Origin of the sequence: Cellulomonas sp. URHD0024 (assembly GCF_000426185.1) — a bacterium.
In the GTDB taxonomy this organism is placed as follows: Bacteria; Actinomycetota; Actinomycetes; order Actinomycetales; family Cellulomonadaceae; genus Cellulomonas.
In genome coordinates this window covers 137,917-152,702 of record NZ_AUEW01000008.1, presented here as the reverse complement: position 1 = coordinate 152,702, position 14,786 = coordinate 137,917, and the positions used below count along the sequence as shown (strand labels likewise).

Sequence of the window (14,786 nt, the reverse complement as noted above, 5' to 3'; positions counted from 1 at the left end):
GGGAGCCCAGCATGGCGAAGGACTCGGCGAGGGGCGCCGGCGGTGGAGTGGTCTACGGCTTCGGGTTCATCGGGGCGGCCGTGTACTACTTCCAGGCCGGCGACACGTTCTGGGAGTTCGTGCTGGCGGTGCCGAAGGCGCTGATCTGGCCCGGCGTGCTGGTGTACGAGCTGTTCAAGGGCATCTACGGCGGCTGACGTCAGCCGCGCAGAGGCCGGCCACGTGCGTCGCGGGAGAACCGACCTCGGTGCATCGACAGGTACAGCAGGCCCTCGAAGAACCCGACCATGCACACGACCAGCGTCGCGAGCCCGAGCGTGAAGAGCCCGCCGATGAAGAACACCGCCAGCATCGTGAACCCTCGTCGCCAGTAGCCGAGGTACATCCGGTGCAGGCCGAGGCCGCCGAGGAACACCCCGAGCAGACCCGCCGCGACGCGCGACCGGATCCAGACGCGCGCCGGCCTGGCTGCAGGCATCCGAGGCGCCACAGCGGGCGGCGCGTCCTGGAGGTCGGGCACCCGGCCGAGGGGGTAGCGCACCGTCGCGGACAACGGCGCGACGACGTCGACGGGGGACTGCGGTGGCAGGCGAGTGACCACCGGGCGCTCGAACCAGTCGTCGTCGAGGTCCGCGGGGCGGTCGATCAGGTCGGTCACGGGAACTCCCGTGGGTCGCTCGCCGCGGGCTGCGGCGGATCACCCGAGACTAACCCGGGCCGATGTCGGTTGGCGCGCCTAGCCTGAACTTCCATGAGCGAGCTCGAGCCAGGCGGCGTCCCGGCGATCTTCGACGACGTCGACCTCAGCGGCGCGCGGTTCTCGATGGTCAACCTCACCGACGCGACTTTCCGTTCGGTGGGGCTCCACGGCGTCGTGATGCGCGACGTCGAGATCTCCGCCATGAGGGTCGACGGCGAGGTCGAGAGCCTCGTCGTCAACGGGGTCGAGGTCGCGCAGTACGTGGAGGAGGAGCTCGACCGGCGATTCCCCGAACGGCCGCTGTTCCGTCCGACCACCGCCGACGGGTTCCGGGAGGCGTGGGCGCTCGACGAGCGGTTGTGGGCGCAGACGGTCGAGCGGGCGCGCCGGCTGCCCGAGCAGAGGCTGCACGAGTCTGTCGACGAGGAGTGGTCGTTCATCCAGACCCTGCGGCACCTCGCGTTCGCGTCGGAGTCCTGGGTGGGCCGGGGCGTCCTGGGCGACCCGAGCCCGTGGCATCCGCTCTCGCTGCCCTGGGACCAGATGCGGCCGCGCCAGGGTGTCCCCCACGACCGGGGGGCGCGTCCGTCGCTCGACGACGCCCTGGCGCTGCGCCTGGAGGCGATGGCATTGGTGCGCGGCGTGATCGACGGACTGACCGACGAGCAGCTCGACCGCCCCGGCGAACCGCTGCAGGGTCCGGGCTGGCCCGACGAGGGCGACGCGTTCTCCGCCCGTGCGTGTCTGCGGATCGTCCTGAACGAGGAGTGGGCCCACCGCTGGTACGCGGAGCGCGACCTGAGCATCCTCGAGGAGCGTGAGGCGGACGGGGCTCCCTGACCTGCTGGAACGGCCACGGAGAGCGACGCGCGCCAATAGTCCGCAGGTTGTTGCCAAGCAGGACATATGCCTAGATAGTGTCGATTCGGGACTCGTCCCGAGCCGTGCACCTAGACGCCGTGCAACAGGAAGGGCTCCCGTGGCCGCCCAGAAGAAGCCGTCATCCGCCCGACTCGGAGCGATCGCGATCGCCGCGAGCCTGCTCCTGCTGGCGGGGTGCACGAGTGGCGGTTCCACCGACGAGCCCACGAAGGACTCGGACCTGGCCGTCGCACAGGCCGACCTCGCCAAGAAGCAGGAAGCGCTCGACGCGGCGAAGAAGGCCGAGGGAGCAGCCTCCGAGACGTTCTGCAGCTCCGCCTCGTCGTACATCACGGCGATCGACCGGTACGGCGACGTGCTCGACCAGTCGACGGTGACGGTCGGCGACGTCAAGACGGGCGGGGCGGATCTCAAGGAGCCCAGCAGCGAGACGCAGGACGCCGCGAAGGCCGTGGTCAGCGCGCGCGAGGACGTGGCGACTGCCGAGCAGGACGTCGCCGATGCGGAGGCCGCAGTGGCGGCTGCGCAGGCCGCGGAGTCGGGGACCCCGGCGCCTGAGGTGGTGAAGGCGTCGCCGAGCCCGACGCCGACGATCCCGGCGGCCACCGTGGACCGGGTCAAGCAGGCCGAGACCGACTTCCAGTCGGCCCAGTCCGGCATCACCGACGACACGCCGCTGGCGAAGGCGACCGAGCAGTTCAACTCGGCCGCCGTCGCGCTCGAGATGGCCTGGATCCAGCTGTTCGCGCAGTCGGGCTGCCTCACCGACTCCCGGCAGGCCGAGGCGTCCAACGCGATCCGCGACTACACCCTCGCGATCCAGCAGTCCCTCGCCGACGCCGGCTACTACACCGGCAAGGTCGACGGGATCTACGGTCCCCTGACCGTCGAGGCGGTGGTCGCGCTGCAGGCTGCGAACGAGCTCCCCCAGACGGGGACCGTGGACAAGGCGACCGACGCTGCCCTGCGCAAGGAGCTGGAGGCGAAGGGTGCCGCCGCCGCGGCAGAGCAGTCGCTGGCCACCGCAGCGCTGCAGCAGACCCTCAAGCTCGCGGGGTACTGGGACAAGCCCGTCGACGGTCAGTGGTCCGACGAGCTGACCGCAGCGGTCGCGGCGGCCCAGACCGACCTCGGCGTCCCTGCCACGGGCACCGTCGACGCGGTGACGCTCGCCGCCTTCCAGGCCAAGCTGGCCTCCGTCCTGGAACCGTCGGCCTTCCCGTCGCCGGAGCCGGAACCCACCGCGAGCAGCTGAGTCCGCACCCGATCGGGTCGGACCACAACGAATCGAACGTCCCGCACGTCCTCTGGGGTGGAAGGTGGTCACCCACCACCTCCAGAGGGGGCGAGATGCACGAGGCACGGCGACGTAGCGACGACGTCATGGCGACGGTCGCGCGTGAGCGCGGCGCCGCGCTGGGTGCGTATGCGTACCTGCTGACCGGGAACCTGCGCGACGCCGAGGACCTGGTGCAGGACGCGCTGGTCAAGACGTTCGTGCGCGGTCGGCGGATCGAGATCGAGTCCGCCGAGGGGTACGTGCGCCGGGCGATCCTCTCGACCTGGATCGACCAGTACCGTCGCCGCCGGCACTGGGAGCGGGTGCGGCACCTCGTCGTGCGCGAGGAGCGGGTGGAGAGCGCGGCCGAGGCGGTCGGGACGCGCACCGACGTCCAGCTCGCGCTGCAGCAGCTGTCCCCGCAGCAGCGGGCGTGCGTCGTGCTGCGCTACTACGACGACCTCACCGTTCCCGAGATCGCGGTCCGGCTGGAGCTGGCCGCCGGGACCGTCAAGCGTTACCTGAGCGTGGCCGTCGGCCGCCTCGAGACCCTGCTGGGTCCCCTCGACGTCACGGAAGCGTCCGTCGTCATGAGCCGCCACGAGGTGAGATGAGCATGGACTTCGGACGCGCACTGCAGGACATCGCCGCGGACGCCGAGCGCGTCGTCCGGTCGGTGGAGATCGGCGCCGTCACGGCGCGTGTGCGGCGGCGCCGCGCGCAAGGGGTCGTGCTCCGGTCGGTCGGTGGCCTGGCGGTCGTCGGCGGGCTGGTGGCGGGTGCGGGACTGGTGGCCGAGCACGCGACCCCGCCGCCGCCCGCAGCCGTTCAGGTGACCGAGATCCCGACGCCGACGCCGACACCGTCGCCGGATCCTGCGCCGACGACCGCGGTCGACGGCTGGGTCGTCGGCGCCGCGCCCTGCGGCACCACCGACGTGCCGACGCCCCAGGACTCCCCGTACCTGTCGTTGCGCGGCGGACTGATCATCGGTGACCTCGACCCGGCGACCGCCATGCTCGACGCCGACCCGGCGGGCGCGGACCTGCTGGACCTCGTCGAGGCCGGCCCCGAGACGCCGGGAACCCCGGCCGGGGCGGACGGGGACGGTGCGAGCCACCTGATGACCGTGCTCGTCGACGAGAGCGGGACGATCGCGTTCTGGTCCGACCCCGCTCGCCAGCTTCCGCAGCTCCGTGCGACGGACGGGAGCGGCGTCCTCTCGACGTACGGCTACTACCCCGCCGTCGACTGCCGGACGGGCCGCCCGCTCGCCGGCACCTATCGTGCGTTCGCGAGCGACCCGAGCGCCGCCGAGACCATCGAGCTCGCCCCGTTGACCTTCGGCCCGGACGGCACCCGGCCGCTCTCATGGAACCGGGGGACCCTGCCGACGTGCGGCGAGCCGGCGCCCGCGGCACTGCTTGCCGGTGGAGCGGGGGCCGACTTCACGGTCACGCTCGATCCTGGCTTCGCGCCGGACGAGGCCCGCAGCGCCGGGATCCACGTGCCCGTCACCGTCACGGCCAACGGCCCCGGGCGTCTGCGCGGGCAGGTGCCCCAGGAGCTGAGCGCGGTGCTCGTCGACGACGCGGGCGTGGTCGTGAGCGAGAACCAGATGATGGGCGACTTCCCCTCCGCTGCCACGTTCGACGTCGGCGCCGGCGAGTCGTTCGGGACGTCGCTGTTCTCGTGGTTCGACATGTGCGACCACCTGGACCCGAACACCGGCTGGGCGGCGCGCGGCTCGTACGACCTCTACGTCTACGACACGTTCCCGGCCGCGTCCGGCTCGACGACGCTCACCGCCGTGGGAGGCCCGTACCGCATCACGGTCAGGTAGGCGGTCCGGCGAGGTGGCGGCGCACGAGCGGCGCCACGTCGCCGGCCCGGTCGTGCGCCATCGTGTGCCCGCCACCCGGGACGCGCGCGAGGGTCGCGCCGGGAATCGCGTCGACGAGGGCTCGTGCCACCGCCTCTGGGCACAGCGGGTCGGCGTCGCCGTAGACCACGAGCGTCGGTGCCCGCAGCGTGCTCAGCCGGTCGGTGACGTCGGTCCGGTCCACGACGAACCAGTCGGGGAGCTCGCGGGAGTAGCCGACCCGCCAGTCGGCCGCACCGAGGGCGGCGACGTCGATGCCGCCCGACGTCGCACACAGCACCAGCCGTCGCACGCGTTCGGGGTGGTCGAGAGCGAGCAGGGTCGCGACGACCCCGCCCATCGACTGCGCGACGACGTCGCTCGCGCCCGCCGGCAGCCGCGCGAGCGTCCACCCGACGAGGTCCGCGACGGACCGCACCGCCGGGTCGTGAGGTTCGTCGCCGAAGCCGGGCCAGCCCAGCCGGACGGCCGGGCCGAGCTCGGGGAGCCGCTCGGCGACGGGCGCCCAGAAGGCCGCGGTGCCGAGGGCTCCGGGCAGGTAGACGGGCATCAGAGGGGACGGACCATCTCGATCTCGGGGCCGATCACGCCCGTGAACTCGAGGCCCGACGGTACGAAGCCGGCTCGCCGGTAGGCGGCGACCGCCCGGTGGTTGTCGCGGTGGACGTTGAGCACGAGCTCGGTGAACCCGCGCTCCCGGCACCAGTCCGCAGCGGCCTCGATCAGGTCCCCGACGACGCCGGTGCCGCGGTGCGAGGGACGCACGTACACGCCGACGAGCACCGGCCGGCTCCGCGCGATCAGTCGACCGTGGTGGTCCTGCGTGCCCGAGCGCTGGACGAGGGCGGTCGTCGAGCCCACCCAGCGGTCGTCGTCGATCGCGACGAGCTGAGCGGCGTGGTCACCATCCGCGGAACCCGCGGCGCGCGCCTGCCAGAACTCGTCCGGGAGCGTGGCGGCGTCGTCGTAGGACTCCAGGAAGGCGAGGGGGGCGGCCGGGTCGCGGAGCGCATCGAGCCGCAGGGTCCTGACCAGGGACCATTCGTCGGCGCGGATCCGTCGGACGGTCGCGGGCATCAGCGGATCACCTCGTAGAAGAGGTGCGCGGCGTTGCGGGTGACGACCGTGGCGTCCTCGTCGAGACGCAGCTCGACCCGTGGGCCGCCGTCGAACAGGGGTGTGCCGGCGCCGAGCACCAGCGGCGCGACATGCAGGTTCAGCCGGTCGACGAGCCGCTCGCGCAGGGCCTGCCCGCCCACCGACCCGCCGCCCATGATGACCACGTGCTTGCCGCCCGCAGCCTCGGCCGCCTGGTCGAGCGCGTCGCGGAGTCCCGTGGTGACGATCGTCATCCGGTCGGTCAGGCGCACGTGCTCAGGCGCCTCGTGCGTCACGACGAAGCACGGCGGTGGTGCGGCCGGGTCACCTTGGTCGGCGCCGTAGTGGCGCTCGTCGTTCCACCCGCGCGGCCCGTCCACGACGTCGAACGTGTTGCGCCCCATCACGACGGCGCCGGTCACGTCGGCGGCGCCGGCGAGGATCTGCAGGTCCTCGGGCGTCCGGTCGCCGATCGCCCACGCGTGCAGGCCCAGCCCGTCGTCGCCGAGCCCGTTCTCCGGTCCCGCGTTCGGGGCGGTGACGAAGCCGTCGAGGGAGATCGTGATGTCGAGGATCACTGCCATCCGACGACGCTAGCCGTGGAGCAGGGTGGGTGTCGCAGCCACGGTCGCGCCGCGCCGTCGTCGACCCTTCGCGACGGCGCCCGGCGCGCGCTGCACATGGCGCCGTCGTGTCTGAGTGCGGCTGCGGCTCGGCCAGCAGCGTCGAGCCGCAGCCGCCACTCAGATGCCCCGGAGGACCTCCTCGGCGAACCGGGCGGACCGCTCCCGCAGTCCCTCGATGCGCCGCAGCACGACACCCTCGGGGTCGTCGCCGGCCTCGACGATCCGCGGGATCCGACGCACGTTGCGCGAGCACCCGAACGTCGTGCAGATCAGCGTGCCGATGGTGTCGCCGTTGCGACCGGAGGCGCCGGCCCGACGGGCCACGTAGAGCGAGACCTCGTCGGTCGCGTAGACGTCCTCGCACCACGCGCAGACGGCTCGTCGGCGCTTGGCGGCATCCTCGGGCGCGCGCAGCGCGATGCCGACGGGCGCGTCGTCGACGGTCACGACGACGTAGGCGCGCAGGGGTGCCTTGCGGTCGATCCAGCCGTAGTAGTCGAGGCGGTCCCAGGGGGTGTCGTCCACGTCCGCGGGCAGGGTCAGCTTGGAGGCCTCGCCGCGGGAGCAGTTGACGAACGACGCCCGGATCTGGGGTTCGGTCAGGGGAAGCATGGTGGTGTCTTTCGGTGGGAGGGCACGGGAACGTGGCCCGCCGGCCGTCTCAGGCTGCGGGCGTCGGGCCGTGGCCCGAGCAGGCCAGGACGGCCGCCTCGCTTCCCCGCTGCATCGTCGTTCGCTCCGTCGTCGTTGCTCCGCGCTGAGGTGCGCGGTGCAGTCCGGCGTCGATCATCCGTCCGTGGGGCGCCGGAGTCCAACGCGGTCACCACGTCGGCTCGTCGGACCCGAGTGCTCGGGCTGGTCGGCTCGTCTCCAGCCGCACACCGTCGACGGACAGCGGGACCACGAGGCGCCGACCCGGCCCCCAGTAGGTGTGCTCCACGGCCGGTGCCGTGTCTTCGGGACCTTCGGGCGTCAACGACCCGTCCCCGGGCGGGCCGACGAGCAGCTCGGCCGTGCGTGCGAGGGAGAGGCGGGCCGTCGAACCGACGCCGGTGGCGCGTCTGTGCATGAGTCCTTGGAGGACGGCGAACGCCATGAGGTAGCCGGTGCCGTGGTCGAGGGCCTGGACCGGGAGCGGCGTGGGCGCGTCCCGGTGGAAGTGGCGCATGCCGGCCTCCGCGATCCCGGTGCTCATCTGCACGATGCTGTCGAAGCCGCGGCGGTCCCGCCACGGGCCGGTCCAGCCGTACGCGTCGAGACCCACGTCGACCAGCCCCGGGCTGGTCCGGCCGCGGGTCGCGGCGTCGAGCCCGAGGTGCTCGAGGGCTCCGGGGCGGTAGCCGTGCACCAGCACGTCGGCGCGCGACAGCAGGTCGTCGAGGGAGCTCTTCGTGAGGTCGAGACGGGCCGTCCGCTTGCCGAGCGTCACCTCCGGGACCACGCCGGGCTCGTCCCACCACGGGGGGTCGATCCGCAGCACGTCGGCGCCGAGCAGAGCGAGGAACCTCGTCGCGACGGGCCCGGCCAGAACGCGCGTGAGGTCGAGCACCCGGAGGCCCGCGAGCGGCCGCCCGGCCTCGCCGATCGGGTTCAGCGCAGCCTGCGTGGTCGTGGCCCAGTCGATGAGCGGTTCGGCGTGCACGCTCCGGCCGGGCTCGCTGACGGACCACTCCTCAGCGGTGCGCATCACGGCCGCGCAGCCGCCGGCAGCGACGACCGCATCCTCGAGCTCGTCGCCGGGCGCTGCTGCGACCACCTCGGCGACGGCATACCTGCTCCCCTGCACCCCGAGGACCCCGAGCGCGGCGGCCCGGTGCGCCGGCGCGTTGGTGTGCAGGCGGATCCAGCCGTCCGACGTTTGATAGTCGCCGCTGATCGGGTCCCACGGTGGTGGCGGGCTCCAGCCCTCGGGTCGGAGCGACATCCCGAACCACATCGAGGCCAGCCGCCGGTCGACTCGTGCCTCGGGGGCACCGACCAGGTCGGCAACGGCGAGGCCCGCCGCACCGATCGTCGCCGCCGCGAACGCGGTGACGGGGAATGCCGAGGCCACGTCGCCGACTCCGTGCACCGTCAGGGAGGCGGACGTCGGTCGATGACCCGCAGCAAGGATCTGCTCGAGCATCCCCTCACAGTAGAGAGGCAATTCGTGGGTTGCAGTCGCCGTAGGTGATGTGCAACCATCGGATTGCACTAGCCACCGCACCCGGAGGATCGACACCCATGAGCCAGCAGCCTGCCGCCGTCATCGACCGCGAGAACTTCACGATCACCCGCACCGTGCACATCAAGGCGACCCCGAACCGCGTCTGGGCCGCGATCACCCGCCCAGAGCTCATCACGCAGTGGCTCGGCAACAAGGCCGAGCTGCCCGACCTGCGGGTGGGCGGACTCGGGACGTTCGGGTTCGAGGGCTACGGCGAGTTCCCGATCCGGATCGACGAGTACGACGAGCCCGCCGTCTTCGCGTTCACCTGGGGCACGCCGGCGACGCCGGTCGACGGCGAGGGTGCGCACCTGACGCCCGAGAACTCCACGCAGGTCCGCTTCTCGCTGGTTCCCGACGGCGACGCGACGATCCTGTCCGTCGTCGAGTCCGGCTTCGGACTGCTCGACCGCGACCCGATCGAGGCCATGAACTCGAACCGAGAAGGGTGGACGTCCGAGCTCGACGAGCTCATCGCCTACCTCGAGGGCTCCGCATGACCGCGACCCTCGCCCCGGTCTTCGCCGCGCTCGCCGACGACACCCGCTGGGCGATCCTGGCCGAGCTCGGACGTGCCGACCTGTCCGCGTCCGCCCTGGCCACGGTCGTCCCGGTCACGCGTCAGGCGATCGCCAAGCACCTCACCGTGCTCGCCGAGGCCGGCCTGGTGGAACCGGTCCGCGTCGGCCGCGAGGTCCGCTACCGCGCCCTCGGCTCGCGCTTGAACCAGACAGCCCGCGCGCTCGAGCGGATCGGCGCGGAGTGGGACCGCCGCCTGTCCACGATCGCGAGCATCGCCGAGTCCCTCCCGGACGACTGACCGCCACCTTCTCGGAGGACGGGCCGCCGCCTGCCGGGGGATCCAGAGCCCCCTTCTCGGAGGACGGATCACCGTCGAGAACAACCTGAACACCGTCGAGAACAACCTCAACACCGTCGAGAACAACCTCAACACCGTCGAGAACAACCTCAACACCGTTATAGAACGGTTTAGCGCAACCAACGTTGTTCTCGACCGCCGACCGGTGGGCGCCGGCGGCTGGCCGCCGACCGCCGGCGGCTGACCACCGACCGCCGACCGCCCGCCGCCGACCGCCGCCGACCGCCGCCGACCGCCGGCGGCTGGCCGCCGACCGGTGGGCGCCACCCGGTGGGCCATCGGCGCCGGTTGCTGGGCGGCTTCGTGTGCCGGTGTGCGGGTGCGGCCGTACCCCGGCCGTGTGGTCCGGGTCCTCCGATCGGCGCCGTCCCAGGTTCACGCGTCGGCGGTGACCTCCGCGATGACGTGCCGGGCGTTCGCCGCGAGGACCGGGTTGGTGTCCCGGTAGTACGGCAGCTGGACCGGGGCCTGCGCGAGCGCGCACGCCCGGCCGCGCTTCCAGGACACGTCGTCGACCGCCAGCTCGTCCCGGAACACGTCGCGGGCCGCGGGCGGGCGCAAAGCCGAGGACCTCGAGCTCGGCGACACGGTCACGATGCGCCTCGCCGTCCTCCCGCCACGCTGAGCGCCGCTGCGTCCACCAGACCCGACCCGGGCGCGGACGACGACCGACGACGCGGTCATGCGCCGCCGAAAGCCGCCGCCCAGAACTCCCGGAAGATCGGCGTCGGCTGCGGAGAGGTCCAGGTATCCGTCGTCAGCAGGATCGCGATCGTGTCGGTGACGGGGTCGGTCCACCAGGTCGAGCCCATTCCCCCGTCCCACCCGTAGCTGCCGGCATGCCGCCCGTCCGTGCGGTCCGCGACCGTGACTCCCAGCCCCAGGCCCCATCCCTCCACGCCGTCCGGGTCGTGCGGGCCGACCGCCGCACCGACCATCTCGGCGAGCCGGGACGGCGGCAGAAGGGTGCCGTTGCGCAGCGCGGTCGCGAAGGCGTGCAGGTCGTCCACCGTCGAGACCAGGCCACTGCCGCCGTCAGCGAAGGCGGGCGGGCGGGACCACTGACCGTCGGCCTCGTCGTACACCTCGTCGCCCATCCACAACCGGCCGAGCCGGGCGAGCCGGTCCGCCGGCACGTGGAAGGCGGTGTCGCGCATGCCGAGCGGCTCGGTGATCCGCGACGCGAGGAGCGCCGGAAGCGTCGTCCCCGAGGCCCGTGCCAGGAGCACCCCGAGGACCTGGGCGCCCACGTTGTAGAGCCATCGGGTGCCGGGCTGCGCGGACAGCGGCACGCCGCCGACGATCCGCATCCACTCGTCCGGCGGCGGTGCCAGCTGAGGGGCAGGCGGGCCGACCGGGAGGCCGCGTTCCGCGAGCGCACCCAGGACGCTCCCCGGGAACGGTCCCGCGAAGTCCATGCCGAGCCCGAGCCGGAACTCGAGGACGTCGCGCACGGTGATCGGCCGGTCGGCGGGGACGGTGTCCTCGAGCGGGCTCTCGGGGGTGCGCAGGACCTGTCGGTCGGCGAGCTCGGGCAGCAGGGCTTCGACCGGGTCGTCGAGAACCAGGGTGCCGTCGTCGACGAGCAGCATCGCCAGCGTGGCCACCACGGGCTTGGTCGCCGACGAGATCCGGAAGATCGCGTCGGGTGCGCTGACCCCGGCGGCGCCTGCCGACACGAACCCCGCCCGGTCGACCAGCCACGCCGCTCCGTGCACCTCGGCACCGATATGCCTCTCGACTGCCGCCCGTACCTCGTCCATGCACAGAGCGTGCACGAGACCTCTGACATCGTCGCTACCCTTGCGCGGTACAGAAGAGGAGGACGCCGCGTGCCCGCCGTGACCGAGAGCGTCACCAAGAACAGGCAGCCCGTCACGGTGCTGCAGGCCATGCTGACCCGCGCGCTCGGCCCGGACGCGGTGGTCGACGACGCGACGGAGATCACCCACGGCTGGTTCAACGTCGTGTACCTCGTGCGGCTTCGAACCGGCCGGACGGTCGTCCTCAAGATCGCTCCGCCGGGCGCCGTCGACGTGCTCACCTACGAGCGGGACATGCTGGCCACCGAGGTGCACGCCCTGCGGCTGGTCCGCGAGCGCACGGACGTCCCGGTGCCGGAGGTCCTGTTCGTCGACGAGACCCGCGAGCTGTGCGACGCCGACTGGTTCGTGATGTCGTTCGTCGACGGGGAGAACCTGTCGCTGCTCCGCGACACCCTGCCGCCGGCCGAGCGCGACGCGTACGACGAACAGCTCGGCGCGGCGAACCGGGCGATGAACGAGATCGTCGGCGACCACTTCGGCCCGCTCGGTGGACCGGGCGGCGACAGCTGGCGGCTGGTGTTCCTCGGCATGCTCGAGAACGTCCTTTCCGACGGCGAGCGGCGGGGGGTGGACATCGGCCAGGCGTACGACGACCTCCGCACCCTCGTCGCCGCGCATGCCGGCTGCCTCGACGAGGTCACCGAGCCGCGGTTCGTCGAGTGGGACCTGTGGGTGGGCAACGTGCTGGTCCGCGACGGTGCGATCACCGGCGTCGTCGACCACGAGAGAGCGCTGTTCGGAGATCCACTCATCGAGTCCGGGTTCACGTCGTGGGACGGCGGCGAGCCGGGTGCGTTCCAGCGTGGCTACGGCCGGGGTGCGCTGACTCCGTCGGAGCGTGAGCGACGGTGCCTGTACGACGTGTACCTGTTCCTCGTCATGACCATCGAGACGGTCTACCGCGGCCACACGGACCCGTCGCAGTACGACTGGGCACGCGGTCTCCTCGACCAGGCGGTGACGCGCTTCTCCGAGCCCTGATCCGCCGTTCGTCGTCGGGAACAGTCCTGATCTCTGCTGTTGACAGCCGTCGATGCGTGCCGTCATCGTTGATAGAGCGCTCTATCCGCACCAGTCAACGACGACCAGGGGCACACCATGACCGCACGCATCTCTCGCTGGGCTCTGCTTCTCGTGATCGCGCTCGTCGGAACGGTGCTCGTCGCGCCTCCGTCGCAGGCTGCTCTGCCGTATTCCACCCTCGTCTCGCTGGGCAAGCCGACGACGGCGTCGTCGGTCGAGAGCCCGGCGTACCCGGCGTCCGCCGCGACGGACGGGCAGGCGAGCACCCGCTGGTCGTCCGCGAACGGCAGCCGTGAGTGGTTGCAGGTCGACCTGCAGTGGAATACGCAGCTGGACTCGGTCTCCTACGACTGGGCGGTGCCGGACCCGAACGTCAGCACGCAGGTGGAGTTCCGGATCTCCGACGACGGCACCACCTGGACGACGCTCGAGTACGACTTCCCGCAGGGGCCCAGCCACGTCGTCGTCGGCAACCTCCAGGGTTTCAGGGCCCGGTACGTGAGCCTCTACACCGTCGGTCACGCGTCCGTGTCGGACCTGAGTGTCTACGGCACGCCGCTCGTGGACTTCGCCCGCGGCAAGCCGACGACCGCGTCCTCCGTCGAGGGACCGCACTTCCCGGCGACGGCGGCGACGGACGGGTTGCTGAGCAGCCGGTGGTCGAGCCAGTTCTCCGACCCCCAGTGGATCGTCGTGGACATCCGGCGGCCGAAGCCCATCGTCGAGGTCGACATCGTCTGGGAGACGGCCTACGCCCGCAGCTACCGGATCGACACCTCGCTGGACGGGGTCACCTGGACCACGGTGTCGACGATGTCGAAGACGTCGTCGGCCCCCGATCACGTCACGCTGCCGGGCCGCGAGGTGCAGTTCCTTCGCGTGTACGCGACCGCTCGGGGCACCCAGTACGGGGTCTCGATCCGCGACCTTCAGATCCTCGGGCCGCCGGTGCCGTAGACGGCGATTAGTCTCGACATCGGACTGATCCACCCCGAGAGGACCGCACCGCTGTGAAGACCTTCACCCTGCCCGGAACCGACCTCGTCGTGCCCAACGTCGTGCTCGGCCTCATGCGCATCCAGGAGAAGACCGACGACGAGGTCCGTGAGCTGGTCTCCGTGGCCCGCGACTCGGGCATCAACTTCCTGGACCACGCAGACGTGTACGGCTCCGCACTGCACGGGTGCGAGCGGCGGTTCGCCGAGGCGCTGAGGCTCACGCCGGCCGATCGCGCCGAGCTGATCATCCAGACCAAGTGCGGGATCGTGCCGAGCGGGCCGTACTTCGACTTCTCGTACGAGCACATCCTCTCGTCCGTGGACGCGTCGCTGGCCGCCCTGGAGACCGACTACATCGACATCCTCCTTCTGCACCGGCCCGACGCCCTGGTGGAGCCCGAGGAGGTCGCTCGCGCGTTCGACGAGCTGTCGGCAGCCGGAAAGGTCCGGGCGTTCGGCGTCTCCAACCAGACGCCCGGGCAGATCGAGCTCCTGAAGCGGCACGTGACGCAGCCGCTGGTGGCCAACCAGCTCCAGCTGTCGATCACGCACGCTTCGCTCGTCGCGCAGGGCGTCGCGTCGAACATGGCCGACCTGGACCAGTCCATCTCCCGCGACAACGGCATCGTCGACTACTGCCGACTGAACGACATCACCATCCAGGCGTGGTCGCCGTTCCAGGCGGGGTTCTTCACGGGGGTGTTCCTGGGCAACCCCGACTACCCCGAGCTCAACGCGGTCATCGACAGGCTCGCCGCTGCGTACGACGTTCCGCCGATCGCCATCGCGACGGCTTGGATCACCCGGCACCCCGCGCAGATGCAGGTGGTCCTGGGCACGACGAGCCCCTCGCGGGTGCAGGGTGCCGCGCTCGGCTCCGACATCCCGCTGACCCGTGCCGAGTGGTACGAGCTCTTCCGCGCTGCCGGGCACGCCGTCCCGTAGTTCGTCGTCGCGACCCGGTCGCCGATGGATGGCGGCCGGTCAGCCCTTGCGCTTCACGACCGCCTTGCCCTTGTCGAGACCTGCCTTGGCGGCCGCCTTGGTGCGCTCGAGGATCCGACGAGCCCACACGAACTCGGTGGCCAGCACCGCCAACCCGGCGAGGATCACCACGACGCCAGGACCCGGCAGGACGAGCATCGCGAGCCCGGCGAGGACCAGCACCCCGCCGAACAGCGCGACACCGACGACCCGGACCGGGTGCGGGAGCCGGTCGAGCGTGCGGTTGATCGCCGAGAACCGGCCGGCCTGGGGATCGCCGGCGTCGTCGTGCTCGGCGTCCGTCGTGGTGCCCGTGTCGTCGTCGATCATGCGGTCTCCAGCGTGGCTCGGTCGAGAACGGAGCGTCTCACGACGACCGCCTGATCGCCATGGGCGCCGCGC

At 71.9% G+C, this 14,786-nt stretch carries 19 protein-coding genes; 10 read left to right on the top strand and 9 right to left on the bottom strand.

The annotated features are described in order from the left end of the window. The first annotated feature begins 11 nt into the window (after nt 1–11). Entirely contained in the window at nt 12–197 is a 186-nt protein-coding gene (locus I847_RS0109820; RefSeq protein WP_028049554.1) for a hypothetical protein, read from the top strand. 2 nt (nt 198–199) lie between these two features. On the opposite strand, the gene I847_RS25600 is transcribed toward I847_RS0109820, so the two are convergent. Continuing rightward, a complete protein-coding gene (locus tag I847_RS25600) occupies nt 200–658 on the bottom strand; it encodes an NINE protein (RefSeq protein ID WP_051274706.1) in 459 nt (152 codons plus the stop codon). Nucleotides 659–751: 93 nt separating this feature from the next. Here I847_RS25600 and I847_RS0109810 point away from each other — a divergent pair, with 93 nt between their 5' ends. The 4 genes from I847_RS0109810 (at nt 752) to I847_RS25595 (ending at nt 4,704) form a co-directional block, all read left to right on the top strand. Further along, nucleotides 752–1,540, top strand: a complete 789-nt coding sequence (locus I847_RS0109810; RefSeq protein WP_028049553.1) for a DinB family protein — start codon at nt 752–754, stop codon at nt 1,538–1,540. 139 nt (nt 1,541–1,679) lie between these two features. Continuing rightward, nucleotides 1,680–2,837: a peptidoglycan-binding protein gene (locus I847_RS0109805; protein WP_028049552.1), complete on the top strand. Its 1,158-nt coding sequence runs from the start codon at nt 1,680–1,682 to the stop codon at nt 2,835–2,837. Nucleotides 2,838–2,932: 95 nt separating this feature from the next. Further along, nucleotides 2,933–3,475, top strand: a complete 543-nt coding sequence (locus I847_RS22985; protein ID WP_034609752.1) for a sigma-70 family RNA polymerase sigma factor — start codon at nt 2,933–2,935, stop codon at nt 3,473–3,475. Then, entirely contained in the window at nt 3,472–4,704 is a 1,233-nt protein-coding gene (locus tag I847_RS25595; RefSeq protein ID WP_155856092.1) for a hypothetical protein, read from the top strand. Before I847_RS22985 ends, I847_RS25595 begins: the two co-directional genes overlap by 4 nt. Here I847_RS25595 and I847_RS0109790 read toward each other — a convergent pair. The 5 genes from I847_RS0109790 to I847_RS0109770 all read right to left on the bottom strand — a co-directional run bounded on the left by I847_RS0109790 (nt 4,697) and on the right by I847_RS0109770 (nt 8,592). After that, nucleotides 4,697–5,293: an alpha/beta fold hydrolase gene (locus I847_RS0109790; protein ID WP_028049550.1), complete on the bottom strand. Its 597-nt coding sequence runs from the start codon at nt 5,291–5,293 to the stop codon at nt 4,697–4,699. The genes I847_RS25595 and I847_RS0109790 overlap by 8 nt on opposite strands. Continuing rightward, nucleotides 5,293–5,820 carry a GNAT family N-acetyltransferase gene (locus I847_RS0109785; RefSeq protein WP_028049549.1) on the bottom strand — a complete coding sequence of 176 codons (528 nt, stop codon included), beginning with the start codon at nt 5,818–5,820 and terminating at the stop codon, nt 5,293–5,295. The genes I847_RS0109790 and I847_RS0109785 overlap by 1 nt, the downstream gene beginning before the upstream one ends. Next, nucleotides 5,820–6,425, bottom strand: a complete 606-nt coding sequence (locus I847_RS0109780) for a dihydrofolate reductase family protein (protein ID WP_028049548.1) — start codon at nt 6,423–6,425, stop codon at nt 5,820–5,822. Before I847_RS0109780 ends, I847_RS0109785 begins: the two co-directional genes overlap by 1 nt. 159 nt (nt 6,426–6,584) lie before the next feature. Continuing rightward, nucleotides 6,585–7,079 (bottom strand): FBP domain-containing protein, encoded by a 495-nt coding sequence (locus I847_RS0109775; protein ID WP_028049547.1) that lies wholly within the window; start codon nt 7,077–7,079, stop codon nt 6,585–6,587. A 208-nt stretch (nt 7,080–7,287) separates the two neighbouring features. Next, nucleotides 7,288–8,592 carry a CoA transferase gene (locus I847_RS0109770; RefSeq protein WP_028049546.1) on the bottom strand — a complete coding sequence of 435 codons (1,305 nt, stop codon included), beginning with the start codon at nt 8,590–8,592 and terminating at the stop codon, nt 7,288–7,290. 98 nt (nt 8,593–8,690) lie between these two features. Between I847_RS0109770 and I847_RS0109765 the strand changes: the two genes are divergently transcribed. Together I847_RS0109765 and I847_RS0109760 are read left to right on the top strand one after the other, a co-directional pair. Further along, the gene (locus I847_RS0109765; RefSeq protein WP_155856091.1) at nt 8,691–9,173 is read left to right on the top strand and encodes an SRPBCC family protein; all 483 of its coding nucleotides are present in this window, start codon (nt 8,691–8,693) and stop codon (nt 9,171–9,173) included. Then, on the top strand, nt 9,170–9,493 hold the full coding sequence (locus I847_RS0109760; RefSeq protein ID WP_028049544.1) for a helix-turn-helix transcriptional regulator: 324 nt from the start codon (nt 9,170–9,172) through the stop codon (nt 9,491–9,493). Before I847_RS0109765 ends, I847_RS0109760 begins: the two co-directional genes overlap by 4 nt. 435 nt (nt 9,494–9,928) lie before the next feature. On the opposite strand, the gene I847_RS26700 is transcribed toward I847_RS0109760, so the two are convergent. Both I847_RS26700 and I847_RS22970 read right to left on the bottom strand, forming a co-directional pair. Further along, nucleotides 9,929–10,114, bottom strand: a complete 186-nt coding sequence (locus I847_RS26700) for a hypothetical protein (protein WP_155856090.1) — start codon at nt 10,112–10,114, stop codon at nt 9,929–9,931. 119 nt (nt 10,115–10,233) lie between these two features. Continuing rightward, a complete protein-coding gene (locus I847_RS22970) occupies nt 10,234–11,316 on the bottom strand; it encodes a serine hydrolase (RefSeq protein WP_034609744.1) in 1,083 nt (360 codons plus the stop codon). Between the two features lie 69 nt (nt 11,317–11,385). On the opposite strand from I847_RS22970, the gene I847_RS0109745 reads away from it, so the two are divergent. From I847_RS0109745 to I847_RS0109735, 3 genes are all read left to right on the top strand, one after another. Beyond that, the gene (locus tag I847_RS0109745) at nt 11,386–12,360 is read left to right on the top strand and encodes a phosphotransferase family protein (protein WP_028049543.1); all 975 of its coding nucleotides are present in this window, start codon (nt 11,386–11,388) and stop codon (nt 12,358–12,360) included. A gap of 117 nt (nt 12,361–12,477) precedes the next feature. Continuing rightward, nucleotides 12,478–13,359, top strand: coding sequence for a discoidin domain-containing protein (locus I847_RS0109740; protein WP_028049542.1), 882 nt, complete (start codon nt 12,478–12,480; stop codon nt 13,357–13,359). 53 nt (nt 13,360–13,412) lie between these two features. Next, nucleotides 13,413–14,345, top strand: a complete 933-nt coding sequence (locus I847_RS0109735) for an aldo/keto reductase family oxidoreductase (RefSeq protein ID WP_028049541.1) — start codon at nt 13,413–13,415, stop codon at nt 14,343–14,345. 39 nt (nt 14,346–14,384) lie between these two features. Here the strand turns inward: I847_RS0109735 and I847_RS22965 are convergent, their stop codons facing one another. Then, nucleotides 14,385–14,714: a PGPGW domain-containing protein gene (locus I847_RS22965; protein ID WP_081680721.1), complete on the bottom strand. Its 330-nt coding sequence runs from the start codon at nt 14,712–14,714 to the stop codon at nt 14,385–14,387. Nucleotides 14,715–14,786 lie beyond the last annotated feature (72 nt).